Source organism: Salinibaculum salinum, from assembly GCF_037645885.1.
Classification (GTDB): Archaea; Halobacteriota; Halobacteria; order Halobacteriales; family Haloarculaceae; genus Salinibaculum; species Salinibaculum salinum.
Genome location: NZ_JBBENW010000002.1, coordinates 82,405 through 102,388 on the forward strand (window position 1 = coordinate 82,405; position 19,984 = coordinate 102,388).

A 19,984-nucleotide genomic window follows, 5' to 3' on the forward strand; every position below is an offset into this window, starting at 1 on the left:
TACAACTGATTTTCAGCGGCTGTGAGTTAGTCTCGACCAGTCTCATCGTACGCCCCAGCAGCGTCGAGACGACCGCGCCGTCGGACGACGCTTGGTGTTCGACACCGACCCGGCTCTCCGGCCGCTTGCGGGACTGTACAGTTGTTACAGCTCTCACAGAGGACTCGGTCCTCGCCAGCGAGGAGTCGCGCCGGGAGTCGCGGTTCGGCGTAGAACGGTCGCCCCATTCCCACGAAGTCACAGGCCGGCATCGGTTCACCCGCCCCGAGGAGCGTCTCACAGTGGGCTCGTTCGCGCAAGCCGCCCTCACAGAGCACCGGCACGTCGACTGCCGCCCGGACCGCTCGACAGAAGTCGGCGTTCCAGCCGGGTTCGCGCGGGTACCACTGGCCCTCCAGACGGTTCGCCGCCCGAACGACGCGCGCCCGCCAACGCGACCCGAAGACCGCAGCGTAGTCGGACTGTAACTCCGAGGCGGCCCACGCTCTGGCCGGATACTCCCCGCGGACGATACTCATGTCCCAGTACACCGAGACCTCGACGGGAACGAGCGCGTCGTAGCCCGCACTGGCGAGTCTACTCGCGATATCGACGCCGTCTCCACGTGTGAGGTGGCGCCGGACGAAGGGTGGGGCAGCCGTCTCGGCGGGTACCTTCGTCACCAGCGGCACGTCACCGGCGTGGTCCCGAATCGACTCCTCGACGGCCAGCAGGAACTGTACGCCGTCGGCGAACTCGTCGTCGCGGCGGTTGTAGTACGGCGAGAGGAACTGCTGGACGATGCCCATATTCGCCCCGGAGAGGTGGATGCCGTCGTAGCCGGCGTCGACGGCATAACCCGCCGCGCGCCCGAACGCCTCAGCGAGGTCGTACACGTCGTCCGTCGAGAGCACTTCGGGCTGGAGGTCAACGAAACCGAGGCGGTCAGCGAGGCGGAGCTGCCAGGGCGGGCGCGAAACTGCCGCCTGGCTCACCCCGTCTGTCTTCGCACGGTGCTCTGCGTGCCACATCTCGAGGCTTCGCAGTCCGCCGTGGGACAGTTGCAAGAAGATGCGACTGCCGTGGTCGTGGATTGCGTCGGTCAACCGCGAGAGCTCCGAGACGAAGTCGGGGTCGTGGACCCGCGTCATGTTCGGTGCGGCACATCCCCCCTCCGGCGTGACGATGCTCGCCCCCTGAAAGATGAGCCCGGCACCCGCCGCTGCCGCGGGTTCGAGTTCGTCGACGAGTGTCTCGACGGCGTCGGGACCGTTGCCGGCACACTCGAGCAGCGGGGCGCGATAGAGTCTGTTCGGTATCTCGACGCCGCCGATACTGATTGGGTCGGTGAGTCGGCTCATCGTTCGACAGTCAACAGTGCCACGCGTTCACAGACCACGTCGGCGAGCGTGCCGTCGGTGGCCGCCAGTTCGCGTTCGGAGATGCCGAAGAAGTTCATGACGCGCTCGCGGTCGTACGCATCGAGCGTCTCTGCGGGGTCGAGTCGGTCACCGACCGCCGCCGCTGCACCCGCTTCGTCGCCGCCATCGGGTCCACCGTCGACGACCACGACAGCCGGAGTCGTTCCCTCATCGACGCCCATCTCGAGCGCGCGGTTTATCTGGCGGCGTCCGGCGGCGTACAGCAGTATCTCGACCGCGCGATTCCGGGCAATCATCTCCTCGCGCTCTGCTGCCCGGTTGGCCAGCGCCACCGCTCGCTCCAGCTGGTCGCGCCCGACGACGTACCGGGCGTCGAACGCCTGGACCGCGACACCGTACTCCGCACCGATGGAACCCAACTCCGCGACGAAGGCGTCGACGTCCTCGACTGTCGCCCGTCCTTCGACGACCCGCATCAGAAATCACCCAGGTTCGCCTGGTCTTCGGCGGCAGTCTCGTTGGCCTCTGCCGAGACACCATCATCTGTTCCTTCGTAGGAAACATCGTCGGACGGTTCCACGTCAGCCATCGACGGGTTGCGGTGTCCGGCGTTTTCGAGGACGTTCTCTGCTGTCTTCTCCCGGTCCCGGAGCGCCGCCAGGACGACGGACTTGTCGGCGTCGCGGAGGTCCGCACGCGTCTCGATGCCGGCCTCGAACAGCCGCCGAGCGCGCTTGCGGCCCACGCCACGAACCCCAGCGAGGTCGACCAGTTCCGACCGGACGCCGTGTTCGGCGCGGGTCCGGGCTTTCCGAATCGCGGGCGCGGCGTCCACGTCGAGTTCCGAGACGAGCGACTCCGCCGCCCCGAGCAACCACTGTGCAGTCTCGACTTTCCCGCGGATGTCGCCCGGCCCGATGCTGTAGCGGTCGGTAATCTCGTCCTCGTCGAGTTCGCTGGCCCAGTCTTCGAGCAGGCGGGCGGTCTTCAGTGCCGACAGCCAGTCGTCGAAGCGGTCCTCGTACTCGGAGGGAGCGCGACCCAGCAACTCATTTTCTCGCTCGTAGGCAATTTCTGTGTACGTCTCCTCGTCGCCCGACCGGAGGTAGAGTTCGTACATGTCCGGCGTCCGTGCGACGAGGTGGTAAAGACCGAGTGCGGTTATTTCGGGGGTTCCGTCGCCATCGCCCCCCTGCTCGCGGAGTTCGCTGGCGGTCTGGAAGCTGCCGGCCTCGTCTGTCGCGTCCGCGGTTGTCGGTCCGGCGTCGCGCTGGGCCGCCCGCAGGCCGTCGATGATTTCGGCGGCACTCATCGGGTCGAGATAGAGGCGGGAGACGGTGTGGCCGAGACTCGTCGGGGAGAGTTCCTCGCCCTCGCGCGTGAGAAAATCGTTCCGCACCAGATACTCGATGACGTTATCGGTGACCTGTTCGAGTCGCTGGCGGTCGGCAGTCTGTTCGGCGTACAGCGTCCCCTCCAGGAAGTCCAGCAACCCCTCGCGGGAGCGCGCGAAGTTCGACGCGACGGTCGCGAGAATGTGGGTTCGCAGCGCTGGTTCGGCGGCCAGTTTCGACTCGACTGGCTCGGGGTCGGCCCAGACGTACCGCTCGAACAGTTCGTCCAGTTCGTCGTGGCTGGACGCGACGAGCACCGCCTCGCCGTAGGGGTCAAGACCCGGCCGCCCGGCCCGGCCCATCATCTGGTGGACCTCAAGCACGGAGAGCGGTTGCATCCCGCCAGCGGTCCCGTCGTAGCGCCGCCAGTCCCGGACGACGACCCGCCGGCTAGGGGTGTTGACCCCTGCGGCGAGGGTGGGGGTCGCGGAAACCACCTTCAACAACCGGTCGCGGAATGCGTCTTCGACAAGCGAGCGGTGCTTTCGGGCGAGGCCGGCATGGTGAAAAGCCGCTCCCTTTGTGACGGCGTCGGCGAGGTCCTCGCTGGTCTCGGTGTCGCTCACGTCCCGAATCTCGGCGGCAATCTCGGCGAGTTTGTCGCGTTCCTCGCCGGAAAGAAACGGCTCCGTCGTGCCGGTCAGTCGGCGCGCGGCAGCCTCGGCGTTGCGCCGGGAGTTGACGAACACCAGCGAGGAGCCGTCGTCTTCGAGCGTATCGCGGACGACGGCAGCGGTCTGGTCCTCGCTGTTCTTTACTGCGACGCGGGACTGGCTCCCGTCTTCGAGGTGGAGCGCGTCACCGTAGTGGACGCCCTTCTGGAGTTCGATGGGTCGCCAGTCCGAATCGACCAGTTCGGCGTCCAGCCAGTCGGCCAGTTCACCCGCATTGCCGATGGTCGCCGAGAGCGCCACGGTCTGCAGCGAGGGGTTCAGCGAGCGGAGTTTCGCGAGCGTGACCTCCAGCGTCGGGCCGCGCTCGCTGTCGTCGACGAGGTGGACCTCGTCGGCGACGACACAGGAGAGATCGTCGAGCCACGGCGCATCGTTTCGGACGAGGGAATCGACTTTCTCGCTGGTCGCGACGACGATATCCTTGTCCGCGAGCCAGCCACCCTCTGATTCGTAGTTCCCCGTCGAGACGCCGATGTCGAGGCCGTACTGTTCGTACTCCTCGAAGTCGGCCTGTTTCTCGCTGGCGAGTGCGCGCAGCGGGACGATGTAGAGGGCCTTTCCCTGTCGTTCGATAGACGAGAGCATCGCCAGTGTCGCGATGAGCGTCTTGCCACTGGCGGTGGGTATCGAGGCGACGAGACTACCTCCCTCGGTGACGCCGGCCTCGACGGCCTCGGCCTGTGGTGGGTACAGCGACTCGATGCCCTGCTCGCGCAGGTGGTCGGGCAACCAGTCGGGCACGCCCGGGATGTCCGCAACGTCCATTATGCATGGGTGGGGCGTGCCGCCGTTTAAATATTCGTTCGGCAGAAACCGTCTGCCCGGGTCACTCCTGCTAGTAGTCCACACGCTTTTACCGACCGGCTTCTCATGGCAGTGTATGCGAATCGAATACGACCGCGACACGTGTATCGGGATGTTCCAGTGTGTCGCAGAGTGGGACGCATTCGAGGAGGACAAGGACGCGGGAAAAGCGGTGCTTCGAGACAGCGAAGAGACCGAGGACGGGATGTTCGTCCGCGAAGTGCCCGACGACGCGGAACTCGACGCGAAGTTCGCCGCTCGTGCCTGTCCGGTCGACGCCATCGCCGTCTACGACGACGACGGCGAACAGTTGATTCCGTGAGCGCTCAGATGTACCCCTCGACGGTTGCCTCGAGCACGACCTCGGGAGCCCGCTCGCCGGGTCGTTCGACCACGACGGACGCCTCCAGATACGTGTGTTCGCCGCGGTCGTCGAGGTGGTCGGTCGTCCACCGGCAGGTCAGCGGCTGGCCAGTGTACACTGGTTTCGAGAAGTGCAGGTCGATACGCCGCGAGAGGACTTCGTGGTCGCCCCCGATTTTCGTCAGTAAACTCCCCGTCAGGAGCCCCTGGACGAGCAGGCGTCCCTCCTCGTCAGAGTCGGTGTGCCGTGACTGGTCGTCCCCGGTCAGTTCCGCAAACTGCAGAACGTCCTCGTGGGTGAACGTGCGCTCGTGAGTGTACGTGTCGCCGACATTCATCGCGGACAGGTACGCGCCCTCGTCGGAAAAGCGTCGGTGTCGGTCGGCTTTCGGCAGTCGAAAGACAGGTGTCGCTGGCGACGAACAGCCGGGTAGATGGGCGTCCGTGCGACGGTCCGGCGACTGCTCGACTGGTTCCCGGCGGTCCTCGCACGGCTGGGCCTCGTCGAACGCGTGAAGGCGACCGAAGCGTTCGACCTCGCGGTCCCGGTGATGGTCACCGGCGGACTGCGGGTACTCCTCCGGATGGCCGACTTCCTCTTCGTCGGTATCGCGCTCGGTGACGCCGCCATCGCCGGTCTCGAACTCGGCTTTCAGTACTACTTCATCGGCTTCGGGCTGTCGCTTGCGCTGACCTCAGGGACGATTAGCGTCGTCTCCCGACTGCAGGGGGCAGGCGAGCGTGCCCGCGCGAACCTCGCGGTCAAGCAGTCGCTGTGGCTTTCGCTCGCGGTCTCGCTCCCGCTCGGCGGTCAGCAGTTCGACGGCGGTCTCCTTCGAGAGATCGTCCGCGTTGCCACGCCGCTGACGGGGATGCGGCTGCTCCAGTCGACGGCCCGTTTTCCGTTCCTGTTCATCCTCGGCGTGCTCGGGACGCCGGCGGTTGCGGCCTACGCAATCGGTCGCCGAGTGATGCTGCTCGCACTGATGCCGGCGTGGGGCTACTCGACGGCCGCCAGCACGCTCGTCGGGCAGTCACTGGGTGCGGGCGACGAGGACGGTGCGAACGAGTACGGCTGGCAGACGCTCCGGTTGGGGCTGGCAACCCAACTGCTGGCCGCGGGCGTACTCGTTCTCGCGGCCCGACCCATTGCCACCGCGTTCGGGACCGAACACGTCGCTCTCACCGTCGATTTCATCCGCGTGTTCGGCCTCGCGACGGCCGGGTTCTCGGCCTCCCGGACGATGCGAGGGAGTCTGCGTGGCGCTGGCGACACCCGCTGGCCGCTCTACGGGACGTTTCTGGGGTCGTACGTCGTCCGGTTGCCACTCGCAGCGCTGACGCTCCCGACGGCGTTTACCGTCAGCGTGGCCGGCCTCTCCCTCGCACCGGGGATGGGGCTGGGTTATCCGGCGATATTCCTCGCGATAATCGGCGATTTCTACACGAAAGCGGCAGTAAATACGGGTCGATTCTGGACCGGGCGCTGGAAGGCGGTCGCCCGGCGAGCGGGCGTCGGCGCGTCGGACTGACTACTCGAACTCGCCTTCGTTCACGTCGCGTTCGGTCTGGGAGGCCATCTTGATTCGGTTGCGCGGGAAGAAGTGAGCGAGGTCGGTCGTGGTGACGATGCCGACGGGCTCGCCGTTCTCGGTGACCGGTAGCTTCTTCACGCCGTTATGGCCCATCCGTTCGCCGGCAGTGCGGACCGCCTCGTGTGGACGGATCGTGACGACGGGGTCGGACATGATGTCCGCGACAGTCGTCGCCGAGAGGTCGAGTCCGTCGCCGACCGCGCGGACGATGTCCGTCTCGGTGATGATGCCTTCGATGATGTCGTCGCCGACGACGAGCGAGCCGACGTGTTCGTCGGCGAGAACTCCGGCAGCCTCCGCGACTGTCGTATCCTGTGAGACTGTGATGACGGGACTGCTCATGATTTCGCTGACCGGTGTTTCGTCAGTCATACTCGGGATGTACGGCGGCCAGGGCTTAACTTTGGTCCCTGGGATAGCTCGAAATCTGTGCCTTTTTAATACTGCTGGTGGAAGGGTCAGGTATGAGCAACGCAACGAAGGTTACCATCGGTACAATCATCCTCTCGGCACTGCTTGTCGGGGTTCTCGTGGCCAACCTCGCACTGGCCTGATGTTCAGCGAGCGCACGCTCGGCGACGACGTGAGTTCGGTCCGTGACGAGTACGCGCCCGACGCGCTCGTCTTCGACTGCGAGCAGGACTTCGAGACGATTCCACCCGCCCAGGCCGAAGAGCTTGGGCTGCTGGTCGACGCACTCGACCCCGCGACCGTTCCCAGCGAGTGGGTCCCCGCGGACGCGCCGGAGATTCTCCACCGCTTTGCCGGCGAGCAGTTTACCATCGGTATGCCGGGTGACGGCAGCGTCGTCTGGACTCGTCAGACCGACCCGCCGGCCGTCTTCGTCAAGCCGCGGCTGGAGGGGTCACCCGAGCCGTTCGTCGACTTCTTGCTCGCCGACGCGTTCGTCGAAATCGGACTGGACGAGCCCGAGCAGTTCCTGCAGTTTTTCGGCGAGTCGTATCCGGCGTTTCACGCCGCCGCGGCAGCGTATCTGGAGCCAGCCGAGATATACCAGGTCGCCGCGGCCTGTTACGACGCCTATCTCGGGTTACAGACCCGCGACATCTTCGCCGAGTGGGGCGACACACACCCGGCACTGTTCGATGCCTGGCTGGACGCCGGCGAGCGACTCGAACCCCGTCTGTCCGGTCTCTCGACGGCGATGGCCCGCGGGGAGACGGACTTTGGCGACGCTGCCGAGTTGGCCTGTAGCGCCGTCAAACACGCCGCCGAGATTCCGACCCCATTCGACGCACTCGACGCCGACGCCTACCGCGAGCACGGCCCCGCGTACGCCGTCAAATGGGCCGAGCGGACGTTCGAGGCACTCGCCTGACTGATTCTCCGGCGTACTGACGTCGGTAGGGTCTGCTTACCGACTCCGTTTGCGTTGTATTCAGATGTAAACACCCGAGCAAGCGAGCGGCAACAACAGACACATAGCGGGTAAGCAAATCCCTAGAGACGGTCGAGCACGGCGTCGGCGTCGTAGTTCAGAGAGAGCTGGCGCGAGCGGCCGCGGCCGTCGACATCGGTGTAGTCGGCGTCGATGATGCCGAGCTGGTCGAGCTTGTTGATGATTTCGGAGTAGCGGGTGTACCCCAGCTCCGTGCGGTCGGAAAAGGCGTCGTAGATGTCGCCGGCACGCTCGCCGTCGTGTTCGGCGATGACCTCTACGAGCGCGGTTTCCGAATCCGAGAGCTCCTGCAACCGTCGGGAGAGGTGGACGTACTTCGACTTGTCGTAGGCTTCCTCCACGTCCTGGTGTTCGACGGTCCGAGAGGCGCGCATCTCTGCGGTGAGGCCGGCCCGACGCAGCAGGTCGATGCCAACCCGGAGGTCACCACCCTGCTCTGCAGTGAGTTCCGCGACGCGGTCCAGTACCGGCGCATCGATGACGCCATCGTGAAATCCTCTGTCGGCACGCTCGCGGAGAATCTCGACAATTTCGCCCTCGTCGTAGTTGGGAAAGTACACCTCCTCCGGTCGAAACACCGACTGGACGCGGCTGTCAAGTTCCTCGATCATATCGAGGTCGAGGTCCGAGGAGATGACGATGACGCCGATTTTCGCCCCGCCCTGTTCCTCGTGGGCACGAAGCAGCGAGTACAGCGTATCGGAGGCCTCAGACTCGTAAAAGAGGTAGTTCACGTCGTCGAGTGCGACAACCAGCACTTCGTCGTCTTCGACGAGCTGGTCGGTCACCTGCGAGAAGAGCTTCTTGAACGAGATACCGGAGGACGGTGGTTCGTAATCGAAGACGCCCTGAAAGAGACGCGAGAACACGGAGTACCGGGTGGAATTGACCTGGCAGTTGACCCGCACCGCCTTCACATCCGTCTGGGCGTGGAGTTCGTCGAACAGAATCTGGACCGCCGTCGTCTTCCCGGTGCCGGGCGGTCCCTGGGCCATGACGTTCAGCGGACGCGAGCCACGCACCGCCGGCCGGAGCGCGTACTTCAGACTCTCCATCTGCGTCCCGCGGTGGATGAACGTCTCGGGAACGTAGTCGATTTCGAAGACGTGCTCGTCCCTGAACACGGATTCGTCCCAGGACAACATCCCCTCCTCGGGGTCGTCGGTCATCACTTTCACCGAGCCGTCGCCGCCACTTAATCCTATTGCAGAACAGGATACTCGCGCCGGCAGCGGCCGTTACGAGAACTTCCCGAGCAGCGACGCGTAGAAGTCGTCCTCGCTGTCCCCAGCCAGTTTCTCGACGATGAGTTCCGGCGTCGACCGCGCGAGCCGACCCTTGACGGGGGTACGATTGACTTTCAATTCCCCGTTCTCCAGCCCCTCGGCTTCGATGCCGTCGACGGTAATTTCGGTCGCCGCGGCCGACTGTATCTCTCTGGCGAGGTGTGAAACGAACACCGCTGTCGCGGACCGCTCCGAGAGCGATTCGAGAATGCCCGCCATGATGTTCGCACTCGCGCCCGGTTCGGTGATGCTCTCCAGTTCGTCGACCAGCACCAGTACCGGGCGGTCGCTGTCGACGCCCTGTACAAGGGTACCGAACTCCCGCAGCGTCGACTCGAACGCGCCGGCGTCGAGCGTCCCCTGCGTCTTGGCGTGGTAGTGGAGTTCGCCGATACACTCGATGCGCGCGCGGTCGGCGGGCACGGGCAGCCCCATATGCGCGAGCGTGACGACGAGCGCCACCAGGTCCAGCGTCGACGTCTTTCCCCCGCTGTTGACGCCCGAGAGCAGCGCAACCCCCTCGACGCGGTAGTCGATCGGCTCGGCATCCTCGAAGGGCACGTCCAGCAGCGGTGACTGCCCGCCCTCGATGTCGAAGCCGGCCCCGCCGAACTCGGGCATCGTGCAGTCGAAATCGTCGGCGAAGCGCGCGATCGCGAGTTCGAGGTCCCGCTGGAGTGCCGCGTCGACGAGGTCCGCTGCCGGTTCCCGGAGGTCAGCGAGCGTGCGCGCGAGTTCGCGCTTGCGCTGGGCCGCCCGCCTGTCGCGTGCAGCGGTCAGCTCCTCTCGCAGTCGGCTGATTGCGCCCTCGTCGTGTTCGACGGGGTAGGTTGGGTCGTCGCCGAAGGCGCGGCGGGCAATCGACTCCGTATCCTGCAACTGGAGCGTGTCGACGAGGTGGTCGCGAGCGGCCTCGACCGCGTCGTCGTACTCGTCGGCCAGTTCCCGGTCGAGCAGCGAATCGACGCCCGCGCCGCGCTCGACCAGCGAGAGCAAGTCGGTCCCCTCGATGGTCACATCGCGCTCCTCGATTGCCTCCCGGAGGTGGTCGTTGGCGACGCTTTCTGCTGTCGAGACGGCCGCATCGATGTCGTCGACGGCCGTCGTGAGTCGGTCGAGTTCCTCGTCACCGCGGACCGACCCGTCGGTGTCGAGCGTCGCCAGTGCCTCGTCCAGCGCAGCCAGGTCGCAGGGCGCGTCGATTCCCGCCTCACGGTGAACAGCGGCGGCCGCGCGGATGCGGTCGCGGTTCGTCGCGAAAAACTGGAGGGCGCGCTCGGGAACGACTTCGACGGGATTGTCGAGCGCATCCGGTTGAACGCGAACGTCGCCCTCCACGTCCACGCCGGCGAACGTCTCGTCGAGGGCGACGACAGTGGCGTAGCCGCGAGCGAGTTCCGCGAGTTGGTGTGTGTCGTCGACGACTTCGACGCTGACCTCCGGAATCGCCTCGCGGGCGGCGGCGTACGTTTCGGCGTCCTGCGTGGCGAGACACCGGTCGCGAACCCGAACGCCGCTCGGCTCCGAAAGCGGCTCCACGTCTTCGAGCGCGTCGATGACCGAGGGGTCGGGGTTACGCTCGATTGCGTCGCTGGCGAGTGCACGCACTTCCTCGATGCGCGACTCGACGCTGCTCGGATACAGCGTCTCCAGTCGCTTGGCCGCGTAGTCGGTAACCGTCCGGGACTGGAGGAGGTCGAGCGCCTGCTGGTGAATCTCGCGGGCACGCGGCGTGGCCGCAAACCCGCCGGGGTCGTCGTGGCTTGCCCGGATTGCCCCCCGTGCGATGCGGGCCGCCCGACCCTCGCTGATGCCGGGTGCACGAGCGAGTGCGGCAACGTCACCGGTTTCCAGTGCCCGTTCGGGGTCGTCCAGTTCCCCCAGCGCGTCGGCCGTCTTCGCACCGACGCCGGGTATCGACTCCAGGTCCATCTACCCGTATGCATCACCGCGGGGAGCAAAAACCCAGCGAGGCGAGCGACCACGAAATTAAGGCCCTCCCAGCAGTCATATCGACCATGCGCGTCGGCCTCATCTCTGACATCCACGGCAACAAAGTCGCACTCGACGCCGTCCTCGAAGACATGCCCTCGGTCGATACCCTCGTGTGTGCCGGCGACGTGGTCGGCTACAACCCCTGGCACGCCGACTGCGTCGAGGCGGTCCGCGAGCGCTCGATTCCGACGGTGATGGGGAATCACGACCGCGCGGTCGCCGGCGGTGACGACTTCAGCTTCAACAGCCAGGCTGGCGCGGGCGTCCGCCACGCCCGGGAAACGCTCGGTCAGTCCCAGATAGAGTGGCTCCGCACCCTCCCCGACGAGCGCCTCGTCTGTGATGAGCGGGTGAAGCTCGTCCACGGCCACCCCGAGGACCCCAACCGGTACACGTTCCCCGAGGACTTCGCGCCGGGACTGCTTGGCGAGGAAGACGTACTCGTCCTCGGACACACCCACCTCCAGCACAGCGCGGTTTTCGAGGAGGGTATCGTCGTCAATCCTGGCAGCGTCGGACAGCCACGCGACGGCGACCCGCGAGCGGCCTACGCAGTGCTGGACCTGGCAGAGATGTCAGTCGAAGAGTATCGCACACAGTACGACATCGACCGGGTCGTCGACGCCGTCAGCGAGGCCGGGTTGCCAACAGAGATCGGCAGGCGGCTCCGACGGGGCCGGTAGTCAGATAACGTCCTGAATCAGTTCGAGCGCCTCCTCCCGTTTCTCCCACGGCACGAACAGTGAGACGGAGGTTGCGCTGGTGATAACGTCGTGGAGGTAGATATGCTGGTCGGCAAGCGGATCGAGGATGTCCTTGACCGCTGCCTCCTGGCTCTGGAGTTCCCCGCCAGTGACGCGGATGGCCGCGATGCCTTCCTCTTCGGTGACACTCGAGAGGGTCTCGTCGGCGACGACTTCGTCGTGCAGGAGCATCTCGGCTTCGGCCGCGTGCTTGTGGTCGACGTAGAAGGAAATGGAGTCCATCCCGCTTGCGACCGTCTCGACGTTGATGTCCGCATCGGCGAGTGCACCAGACAACTGCGCGAGGATGCCGGGCTGGTTCCGGATTGCGCGCCCGGCAGCAGTCAGACAGACCAGTTCGCGCTCGTGGAGTGCGATGAGGTTCTCGAACTGCCCCTCGATAGAGGTGCCGCCGGTCAGGAGGTCGCCGTGCTGGTAGTGGACGACCCTGACAGAGAGGTCTCCGCTCTTGTACCGGAGCGCAGAGGGAGCGACGACTTCCGCACCGCGAAACGAGAGGTTTCGGAGTTCGTCGACGGTGATTTCGCCGACGTTGCGTGCGCCTTCGACGACGTTGGGGTCGCCCGTCATGACGCCTTCCACGTCGGTGACGATGACGACTTCGTCGGCGTCCATGTAGTTGCCCAGCATGACGGCGGTGGTGTCGCTACCGCCGCGACCGAGCGTCGTGATGGTGCCGTCGTAGTCCTCTGCGAGGAAGCCGGTGATGACCGGAACCATGCCACCGGCCATCTCCTCGGCACATGACTTGGCACGGCGGGTCGTCTCCTCGACATCGACTTCGCCGTACTCGTCTGTGATGATTGGCCACTCGGGCCGACCGGGTTCGAGGAACTCGGCGTCGATACCGCGTGCTTCGAGTGCCCCCTTCAACATCCGGACAGAGGTCCGTTCGCCCATCGAGACAATTTCGGCTCGGTCAGCCTCGTTGGCGTCGAATTTCATCTCGTCGAGCAGGACGTCAGTCGTCCCGCCCATCGCGGAGACGACGACAGCCACTTCGTGGCCGGCCTCGACGGCCGCCGCAATCGAATCTGCGGCACGGTTGATTCGGTCGCCGTTGGCGACGCTCGTTCCGCCGAACTTTGCTACGATTCGCATACCGTCACCCGTCGCATGTGGACGTAACTCATTAGGCCGGGGTTTGTCGTCGCTGTGGATAACTGTGTTCATCTGGGGTTCTACCGGCCTGTGGTTTAATTGGCGTGCCGTCCTAACTGGCGGGCATGGAGGTACGGGACGCCGTCGAGGCCGACGCCGGCCGACTCGCGGCGCTGACGGACGCCCCTCGCGACGTGATGCGCAATCTCGTCCACGATCGGACGGTCCGCGTTGCCGAACGCGACGAGGAGATCGTCGGCTTCGTCAGCTACGACGCCCGCGAGCGGACCGTTCACATCACACAACTGGAAGGGGACAGAGACAGCTTCGAGCGACTGCTCGACGAGCCACTCGGCTTTGCCGACTCGGAAGGAATGACCGTCGAACTACTCGTCCCCGACGGCGAAACGGACGTGCGTGCTGCCGCCCGTGAGGCTGGCTTCGACGAAATCGGCAGTGGCCCCCGTTTCGAAGGTGAGCCAACGACCCGTTTTCGACGTGAGTGAGACTGAAGCGCGGACTCACACACGCTGTCACGGACTGAGACTCGCCCACCCCTCGGTTGCGAACAGCCGCTGGTCTAATTGTCGTTCAGTCGAATGGACTGGTATGGGACCAGAGTCACCGTCTCACTCAGACGCGAACCCACCGACGCTCGCGGCGATTGGTGACCGCCTCAGCGCCAACTACGGCGACGACGTGTTGGTGTCTCACTACGACGATGACACCGAGATGACGCCGATGCTCTCGGTGACAGTCAACGGCGGGCGAACACGGGCAGAGGTGTTGCGCGACGCCTTCGAGTTCGAGCGACAGACTGCCGTCCGCGTCAGCAGTGTTCACCGCCACCGAATCGTCCTGCGAGAAGCGTGAGCGCCGACCGACTCACATGAAATCGGCAATGCCGCTCTGTTTATTTTTGTCGTTCTCGAAGACGCGCTCGATTCGCTTTTCCAGAATCTTCAGGCGCTGTTTCGTGTAGGTTCGCGTCCCGAACTCCTCGGCAACCCGAATCGCGGTGTCCATGTACTTGTTGACCGACCCTTCATGGACTGTCAGCGTGATGTCGCCACCACACTCCGGACAGTCTCCGGACAGTGGTGCACGTCTGAACTTCTCGCCACAGCCCAGACACCGAACCTCCTGGCTGGAGAAGGCTTTGAGATTCCCCAGCAGATCCGGCAGGAAGTGGTACTCGATGATGCGCTCGGCCACGTCCGTCTCGTTGACCGCTCGGAGTTTGCGAGAAATCAGCAACTGTGCGTCCATCTTCTCCTGCATCGACCCCAGCGTCTTGTAGGCCGACAGCGCCGGCCCCGCCGCGATGTTGGTCGTGTCGTGGGTGTGGTCGAAGCCGGTGTACTCCCGGTCAGTTCCCAGATTCTCCTCCGCGATGGTCATCACGTCCTCGACCTTGCCGGGGTCTGCCATCTCGCGGGTGGCCTCGTAGAACTCCAGCGGGTACTCCCGCATGATGTCCATGTTGTGGGCCTCGTCGTCGATTTCGGATGGGTCGATGCGCGACGACATGACCAGAGGTGCGTCCATCTGGCCGCCGCGCTGGTTGGGGAGGAACTTCTTGCTGAAATTGAGGAGCCCATCGAGTAAGAGCATCACACAATCTTCATCCCCATCGCATTGGGCTGTAAAAAGGTCGTTAGCGACGAGTGTGTGAGTATCCGAAACAGTGAGACAGTAGGTGTGTTCGACGTTAGTTTCGATGTACTCCACAGAAGTAACTTCATCCAGCCAGACTTCGCCACCGTCACCGAGAAGTCGTTGCGGGCGCGTTCCAGTCGATGAGATACTCTCCTGTAGTTGTGTCTGCTTTCTAGATAAGTCGAAACCGATACGCTCAGCGAATTTGGCAGCGTTCTGTGAGGTGATCTTCAGTACCCAGGAGTTGAAGGTTGGTACGGGTTCATCGTAGAACTCTGCAACTGCACCAGTTGACGGTGTTCGAGTCTCCTCGTAAGATTTCGACGCAATATCGAATCGCTTGAGTGCGCTTTGAAGATCAGTTTTCAGTTCGTCGCTGACAGTGTGTGCGCGAATCTCAACACGGTCAGAGGATGCACTTCCGTCGCCAGCGAAGTATGCAGAGAGGAACGAGCGGAGTATCTCGGAGGAGGTTCCAAATAGACAATCTGGAATACGCTTGTCCTCAGCCCGACAGCCAGCCTCGAAGATATCTGCGAACAGTGTCGCAACGAGGCGACTAGAAGCAGTAATCTTCCACTCATTTTCTTCATATGCATCGATACCAAGCGTCTCCGCAAACGTCTCGATGATTGTCTCGCGGACCGGGTCGTCAGGGATGCAGATTGTCGTCTGGTATAGGGAACCCGGTTTACGACGAGTGAATCCTTCTGCCGCGTAATAACCGAGAAGCGATGCAAACGACTCGTCCAGAGAGAACTGACGGTCAACCTCTGCCGTATCTCGTCGCACAGCCAGTGTCACACTATCCGGAATTACCTCCGTGAGGCGTTCCCTCCCAAGTAGCGTAAGCAGTCTGTCCACCGGGATACTGTCTCGGCTGACCCAATTGTACACCGTGGAAGTGCTCACGCCAAACGTCTCGGCCGTTGGTCCTGTATACTCGTTTCCAGGCGTATACTCTCTAAACAGGTCCTTAATCAGTTCCGAACCAATTCCTCGGACCATCAGGTCCTCGTTCGGGATTGCATCAGTTTCCACGAAGGCGTCAAGAAGGTCGATGGCGTATTCACGTCCCTCGTAGTCGATTTCTTTCGGTGACGGAATTGCATCCCCCTCAGTTATTTCTGTCGCTGGAACCCGCTCAATTCCATCACCGGAGCGGACGAGTTCGTGGTCTGGAGTTACCTCTAGTGTGCGTCCACTGCGCGTTTTGATTTGGACGAGATGGTCAGGTGCTGGATGCCTCGATACGGCATTGACCTGCTGGACTGTCTGTGTTCCGTCGTCCGCCAGCGAAGGTACTCGAACCTCTCCATCCAGTTTTTGAACACGTGTTCCAAAGTCGTCGGTATCCGGGTCATCAATTCGATTCTCAACAACCGATTCGATCTCTTCGTGGTGCCACCCTCCAGTCTCGTCCTCGTACCAAATCTTCGTCTCTGGATGGAAACAATTCCGCCGTTTCGAGGCGTGAAAGTACGGATGCGCATATCCGACAGCGGCGCTCGTGAAACCAATCACCCTCCCGACAACTGCCGCGCTCGTGTGGGGGGCCATCCCGAAGACGAGTTCGCCCACGAGGTCGTCGCGCTCTTCCAGTTCGTAGTAGGGGTCGAGTCCGTAGTACTGCGTGAGGAGGTCGTCGACAAAATCCGCGGTCTGGAGCATGTGCTCGGCCGCGCCATCGGAGAGGACGATGTCCTGAACTTTGAGTTCGACCAGCTGGTCGTCGAACTGGAGCGGGTCGCCGTTGATGTCGGTCTCGTAGCCCAACTCCCGGAAGTGGTCGACGGTGACGTCGAGTTCCTCGGGACGGACCGACGTGACCGGGAGGTCGGTCATGTCGTAGCGGACGGTGCCGTCTTTGAACGCCGACACGTCGTGTTTCGCCCGGAGAATCCCCTTCTCCATCGGTTCGGGAATCTTCTCCTCGGAGGAGAGTCCCTTGACTGCTTTCAGTTTGTCAAACGCGGCGGGGCGCTCGCCGACGTTTGCCAGCACCTCGCGAAACTCGGTGTTGATGTCGATGGTCTCGTACTGCGTGGGCGAGGCGAGCGTCTCGCAGTTGGGACACTCCGCGCGGCCGGACTCGTCGGGTTCGACCTCGCGTTCGCAGTCCCGGCAGACGTAGACTGCCTCGGTCGTCCCGCCACAGTCGGGGCAGCGCGCCCGGAAAGTCCGGGTGCCACAGTCGGTGCAGTCCCGGCGACTCACCTCGACTTCCACGTCACCTTTCGTGCCTTCGACGGCATCGCCGTGTTGTGCGGCGTCGCCGACCGAGCGCTGGTTGCCACCGGCCTCACCGATGGGAAAGAGGGTGTGGACTGCCGGAGAGAGTTCCCGCTCCTCGGATTTCTCCGGGCGACCCATCCGGTTGCCGATGCGGGTGGGCGCACGCTCGCGGACGGTGAACGGCGAAATTTCGTTGACAGCCTCGATCGCATTCTGGCCGTCGTCGTACGTCCGGGCGTGCGCGGAGAGGTCCGCGCCAGTCCACGAGCGCTCCAGATCCGACGAGAACCCGAGCGTACGGACGAGCGGCCGCCAGTCGGGAACGTGGAGCGTCTCCTCGTCCTGGGTGTGCGTGACGAGCAACCGCTCCAGTGCCGTCGTCACGGTCTCGGTCCGCGGGAGGACGAGGTCGCCGGTGGCGTCGCTGGCCTGTCCGGCGAGTGCACCGTCGCCGGCAGCGATTTCGGCCTCGTCGATAGCGTCGGCGAGTGCCAGCACGTCGTCGACGCTCACGTCGTGCCAGAGGTAGGTGTACTTCGGATGAATCGGTGCGTCGTAGTCGGTCGCCCACTCGATTGCCTCCGCTGGCGTGGGGTCAGCGAGGTCCACGTCCGTAGAGTCGCCCATCGCCTGGACGGGACCGCCTGCTTTCTCGAACTCCTGTCGCCACCACTCGACGGTGTAGGAGGCGGGTGCGAGCGGGTGATTGTTCTCGACGAACTCGCCGTAGTTGACCAGATACTCGCCCAGGTCGATGATCTTCTCGACGCCGTTGCGGAGTTCGAGCGCCTCCGCTGCGTCGTCGATGCGGCGCACGTCGCCGTTTGCCATCCGGACCGTCGGCCCCTCGATGGTGTCGACGGGGACGACGCCGGCGGCCTTGCCGGGCCGTTCGGTCTTTATTTGCGTTCCCGTCGCGAGAAAGTCGTCGACGAGGTGCATCGCCGCAGGGTGGACGCCGGCCGTCGCGAATCCGTGATTGCGCGCACGGCCGTAGCGCAGTCGAAAGCCACCCGACTCGCTGGGGTGAGAGAAGACGGGTCGACCGGCGATGAGATCTCGGAGGAACTTCTTCGAGGGGTCGACACGCGGTGGTCCCGCCCCCTCGTCGTCTCCATCGGTGTCGCCCCCGTCCCCGTCGCCAGCACCGCTTTCGTCACCAGCGTCGGCGTCGTCCGCTTCGCTTCCGTCGTCGGCACCGCCGTCCGATTTGTAGTTGCCGTCGATGAGGTCCTGGAGCCACGGCCACTCGACGTCTTCCAGCGAGCCGGTGTAGCGCTGAATCTTCGGCGCTTTCAGCGCGATTCCCTCCGCGAGGACGAGACACATCCCGCCACGGGAGGAGTTCGTATCGACGCGGTCGAGGTCACGGAAGCCGGAGACTTCCTCGTCGCCGGTGGCTTCGCCGTCGAGCATGATGGGCATGTGCTGGGCGATGAACTCCGTCTCTTTTTCTTTGGGCGAGTACTGGAGCCCGGTCTCGGCGTCGTACAGCGCGATTTCCTCGGCGTAGCGCCCGACCTCGTCGTCTCTGGGTTTGTACTCGTCAATGTCCAGCAGTGTCCGGGCGTAGTCCGCGACGAGCACGGACAGAGCCTGTGCGGTCCCGCCTGCGGAGCGAATCGGGCCGGCGTAGTAGACGTTGATGAACTCCGTGCCGTCGTCGTTTTCGAGCAGTTCGACCCGGTCGATACCCTCGATGGGAGCGGCGACAACACCCTCGGTCAGGAGGGCAACAGCGGTCCGGACCGCGCCCTCGACTTTGCCCGCGCGGGTGTCGTAATCGCCGACGGTCCCCTCGACGAAGTCCTCGACGAGTTCCAGGGCCGCCTCCTCGCGGCTCATCTGGCCTTCGAGTTCGCGGACGCGTTCGGCGACGCCGTCGATGCCGAGGATGTTCTCGACGCGGTCGGCCATGTCTCTGGCGACCGGTATCTCCACTTCGGTCGCGGGGTCGCCCCCCTGCTCGCGGGCGGCGTTTGCCACGTCGAAGGCGTCGTCGAGTTCGGCTTCGAGACGCTCGAAGTAGCGCTCGTCGTCCGGCCTCATCGTCGGTTCGCCCGTCCTGCCATTCTCACAGCGGCCAGAGGTCCAGGTCGGTCACGTCGTCGTGTTCCCGGACGAGTTCCGTGTCGAACTCCCGGACGTACAGCTCGCCCGCGAACGTGGTGGCCCTGTCGAGGTGGCCGGCGACGGTGGTGCCGTCGTCCCGCGAGAGAGCGACATGCGTGTGCGCAAATCGTTCGTCGTTCAGCCACGAGATGTTCCCGACGGCGGGCACCACTTCCAGCGGTTCGTCGAACTCGATGTCGCGGTACTCCTTGTCGTCCTGATCGTAGAAGCTGAGGACGGCGTCCTGCACCGCGCCGAGACCGAAGAAGAACGCAGCGTCGATGCCCTCCGATTCGGCGAAGTCCTCGATTTGACCGCGCCAGTCCCTGCCGTGTTCGAGGCGCGCGACGAACTCGCGGGCGCCCTCGACCTCTCGATAATCCATATTAGCCAATCACGGACGGCCAGCCCAAAAGCGTGTCTGTCCGCGCGGTCCGACAGTATCAAGCCGGGAGCGAGACCGTCCCGGCCGGAAGCGAACGTTTGGCATCCCAGAACTGCAGTTCCGTCACCGTCCACGTAACCGGGTCCACACCCTGCTCTGCCAGCCGGTCGGCAGCGTCGATGTCCCCGCCGCGAGCGATAGTGACGTGCGGCGTGTAGTCGTCCCCCTCGAAGTTGGCCACGGGGTCGATGATTTCGCACAGTCGGCGATGCAGCCGGTACAGTTCCGGACTCTCGATAGCGAGGTACACAACCGGCGAGGGACCGATAGGGTCTTCGGAGAAGTAATCGATACCGTCGGTTCTGACTTCGAACGTGGGCGTTCCGGCGAGGGCATCGCGGACGCGAGCGGCGACGGGATGGAAATCCGTCCGATCGTCGACACCCAGTCGCTTGGCTACGAGCGTATGCTCTCCGCGCGCACGGGCGCGAGCCATCGGCAAGTCATGGGCCAGCGACTGTGCCAGCGCAGTTACCTCGCTGGGTGGCGGAACGTTCAGACTGTACACAGACAAACGAAAGAGAGAGCCAGCAAAAAGCGCATCGTTAGATGCGGTCGAGCAGGTACAGTATGATGAGAATGATGAGAACGAGCCCGATAATCCCCGAAAGCGGCGCGAAAATAAAGGCGAGCGCCCCCAGTATCTCACCGAGGATTTCGAGCACCAGCCAGACGACCGCCAGTAGAAGTACGACTTTCAGGAGCGTGTCAACGTCGATATCAGCGCGCATGGCAGAAAAATGGGTCGCGCTCCCCAAATCCCTTCTGGCCCGGGC

General features: G+C 64.1%; 18 protein-coding genes. 6 read left to right on the forward strand and 12 right to left on the reverse strand.

The window, feature by feature from the left end:
* Window positions 1–26 precede the first annotated feature (26 nt).
* The 3 genes from WDJ60_RS03335 to WDJ60_RS03345 are packed head-to-tail and all read right to left on the reverse strand — an operon-like array spanning window position 27 to window position 4,194.
* Window positions 27–1,340 (reverse strand): oxidoreductase, encoded by a 1,314-nt coding sequence (locus tag WDJ60_RS03335; RefSeq protein ID WP_340098499.1) that lies wholly within the window; start codon window positions 1,338–1,340, stop codon window positions 27–29.
* A complete protein-coding gene (gene cgi121, locus WDJ60_RS03340; protein ID WP_340098501.1) occupies window positions 1,337–1,837 on the reverse strand; it encodes a KEOPS complex subunit Cgi121 in 501 nt (166 codons plus the stop codon). Before cgi121 ends, WDJ60_RS03335 begins: the two co-directional genes overlap by 4 nt.
* A complete protein-coding gene (locus tag WDJ60_RS03345; RefSeq protein ID WP_340098503.1) occupies window positions 1,837–4,194 on the reverse strand; it encodes an ATP-dependent DNA helicase in 2,358 nt (785 codons plus the stop codon). Before WDJ60_RS03345 ends, cgi121 begins: the two co-directional genes overlap by 1 nt.
* Before the next feature lie 115 nt (window positions 4,195–4,309).
* Here WDJ60_RS03345 and WDJ60_RS03350 point away from each other — a divergent pair, with 115 nt between their 5' ends.
* Window positions 4,310–4,555: a ferredoxin gene (locus WDJ60_RS03350; RefSeq protein WP_340098505.1), complete on the forward strand. Its 246-nt coding sequence runs from the start codon at window positions 4,310–4,312 to the stop codon at window positions 4,553–4,555.
* A 4-nt stretch (window positions 4,556–4,559) separates the two neighbouring features.
* Here WDJ60_RS03350 and WDJ60_RS03355 read toward each other — a convergent pair whose 3' ends face one another.
* Window positions 4,560–4,934, reverse strand: coding sequence for a hotdog family protein (locus tag WDJ60_RS03355; protein ID WP_340098507.1), 375 nt, complete (start codon window positions 4,932–4,934; stop codon window positions 4,560–4,562).
* A 96-nt stretch (window positions 4,935–5,030) separates the two neighbouring features.
* Between WDJ60_RS03355 and WDJ60_RS03360 the strand changes: the two genes are divergently transcribed.
* Window positions 5,031–6,128 (forward strand): MATE family efflux transporter, encoded by a 1,098-nt coding sequence (locus tag WDJ60_RS03360; protein ID WP_340098509.1) that lies wholly within the window; start codon window positions 5,031–5,033, stop codon window positions 6,126–6,128.
* On the opposite strand, the gene WDJ60_RS03365 is transcribed toward WDJ60_RS03360, so the two are convergent.
* Window positions 6,129–6,563: a CBS domain-containing protein gene (locus WDJ60_RS03365; protein ID WP_340098511.1), complete on the reverse strand. Its 435-nt coding sequence runs from the start codon at window positions 6,561–6,563 to the stop codon at window positions 6,129–6,131.
* Between the two features lie 181 nt (window positions 6,564–6,744).
* Between WDJ60_RS03365 and WDJ60_RS03370 the strand changes: the two genes are divergently transcribed.
* Window positions 6,745–7,530: a DUF7089 family protein gene (locus WDJ60_RS03370; protein ID WP_340098513.1), complete on the forward strand. Its 786-nt coding sequence runs from the start codon at window positions 6,745–6,747 to the stop codon at window positions 7,528–7,530.
* A gap of 122 nt (window positions 7,531–7,652) precedes the next feature.
* Here WDJ60_RS03370 and WDJ60_RS03375 read toward each other — a convergent pair whose 3' ends face one another.
* Together WDJ60_RS03375 and WDJ60_RS03380 are read right to left on the reverse strand one after the other, a co-directional pair.
* Window positions 7,653–8,780: an ORC1-type DNA replication protein gene (locus tag WDJ60_RS03375; RefSeq protein ID WP_340098515.1), complete on the reverse strand. Its 1,128-nt coding sequence runs from the start codon at window positions 8,778–8,780 to the stop codon at window positions 7,653–7,655.
* Between the two features lie 69 nt (window positions 8,781–8,849).
* Window positions 8,850–10,829 carry a MutS-related protein gene (locus WDJ60_RS03380; protein WP_340098517.1) on the reverse strand — a complete coding sequence of 660 codons (1,980 nt, stop codon included), beginning with the start codon at window positions 10,827–10,829 and terminating at the stop codon, window positions 8,850–8,852.
* An 86-nt stretch (window positions 10,830–10,915) separates the two neighbouring features.
* Between WDJ60_RS03380 and WDJ60_RS03385 the strand changes: the two genes are divergently transcribed.
* Entirely contained in the window at window positions 10,916–11,575 is a 660-nt protein-coding gene (locus tag WDJ60_RS03385) for a metallophosphoesterase family protein (protein WP_340099043.1), read from the forward strand.
* On the opposite strand, the gene WDJ60_RS03390 is transcribed toward WDJ60_RS03385, so the two are convergent.
* Window positions 11,576–12,757 (reverse strand): aspartate kinase, encoded by a 1,182-nt coding sequence (locus WDJ60_RS03390; protein ID WP_340098519.1) that lies wholly within the window; start codon window positions 12,755–12,757, stop codon window positions 11,576–11,578.
* A 125-nt stretch (window positions 12,758–12,882) separates the two neighbouring features.
* On the opposite strand from WDJ60_RS03390, the gene WDJ60_RS03395 reads away from it, so the two are divergent.
* Window positions 12,883–13,263 carry a hypothetical protein gene (locus tag WDJ60_RS03395; protein ID WP_340098521.1) on the forward strand — a complete coding sequence of 127 codons (381 nt, stop codon included), beginning with the start codon at window positions 12,883–12,885 and terminating at the stop codon, window positions 13,261–13,263.
* Window positions 13,264–13,366: 103 nt separating this feature from the next.
* Window positions 13,367–13,630 (forward strand): hypothetical protein, encoded by a 264-nt coding sequence (locus tag WDJ60_RS03400; RefSeq protein ID WP_340098523.1) that lies wholly within the window; start codon window positions 13,367–13,369, stop codon window positions 13,628–13,630.
* 12 nt (window positions 13,631–13,642) lie between these two features.
* Here WDJ60_RS03400 and WDJ60_RS03405 read toward each other — a convergent pair whose 3' ends face one another.
* From WDJ60_RS03405 to WDJ60_RS03420, 4 genes are read right to left on the reverse strand one after another with little or no spacing between them, the layout of a single operon-like run.
* The gene (locus tag WDJ60_RS03405) at window positions 13,643–18,700 is read right to left on the reverse strand and encodes a DNA polymerase II large subunit (RefSeq protein ID WP_340098525.1); all 5,058 of its coding nucleotides are present in this window, start codon (window positions 18,698–18,700) and stop codon (window positions 13,643–13,645) included.
* 25 nt (window positions 18,701–18,725) lie between these two features.
* Window positions 18,726–19,148, reverse strand: coding sequence for a PPC domain-containing DNA-binding protein (locus WDJ60_RS03410; protein ID WP_340098527.1), 423 nt, complete (start codon window positions 19,146–19,148; stop codon window positions 18,726–18,728).
* Window positions 19,149–19,206: 58 nt separating this feature from the next.
* Window positions 19,207–19,716 (reverse strand): 2'-5' RNA ligase family protein, encoded by a 510-nt coding sequence (locus tag WDJ60_RS03415; protein WP_340098529.1) that lies wholly within the window; start codon window positions 19,714–19,716, stop codon window positions 19,207–19,209.
* Window positions 19,717–19,753: 37 nt separating this feature from the next.
* Window positions 19,754–19,939: a DUF7554 family protein gene (locus WDJ60_RS03420; protein ID WP_340098531.1), complete on the reverse strand. Its 186-nt coding sequence runs from the start codon at window positions 19,937–19,939 to the stop codon at window positions 19,754–19,756.
* Between the last annotated feature and the right edge of the window lie 45 nt (window positions 19,940–19,984).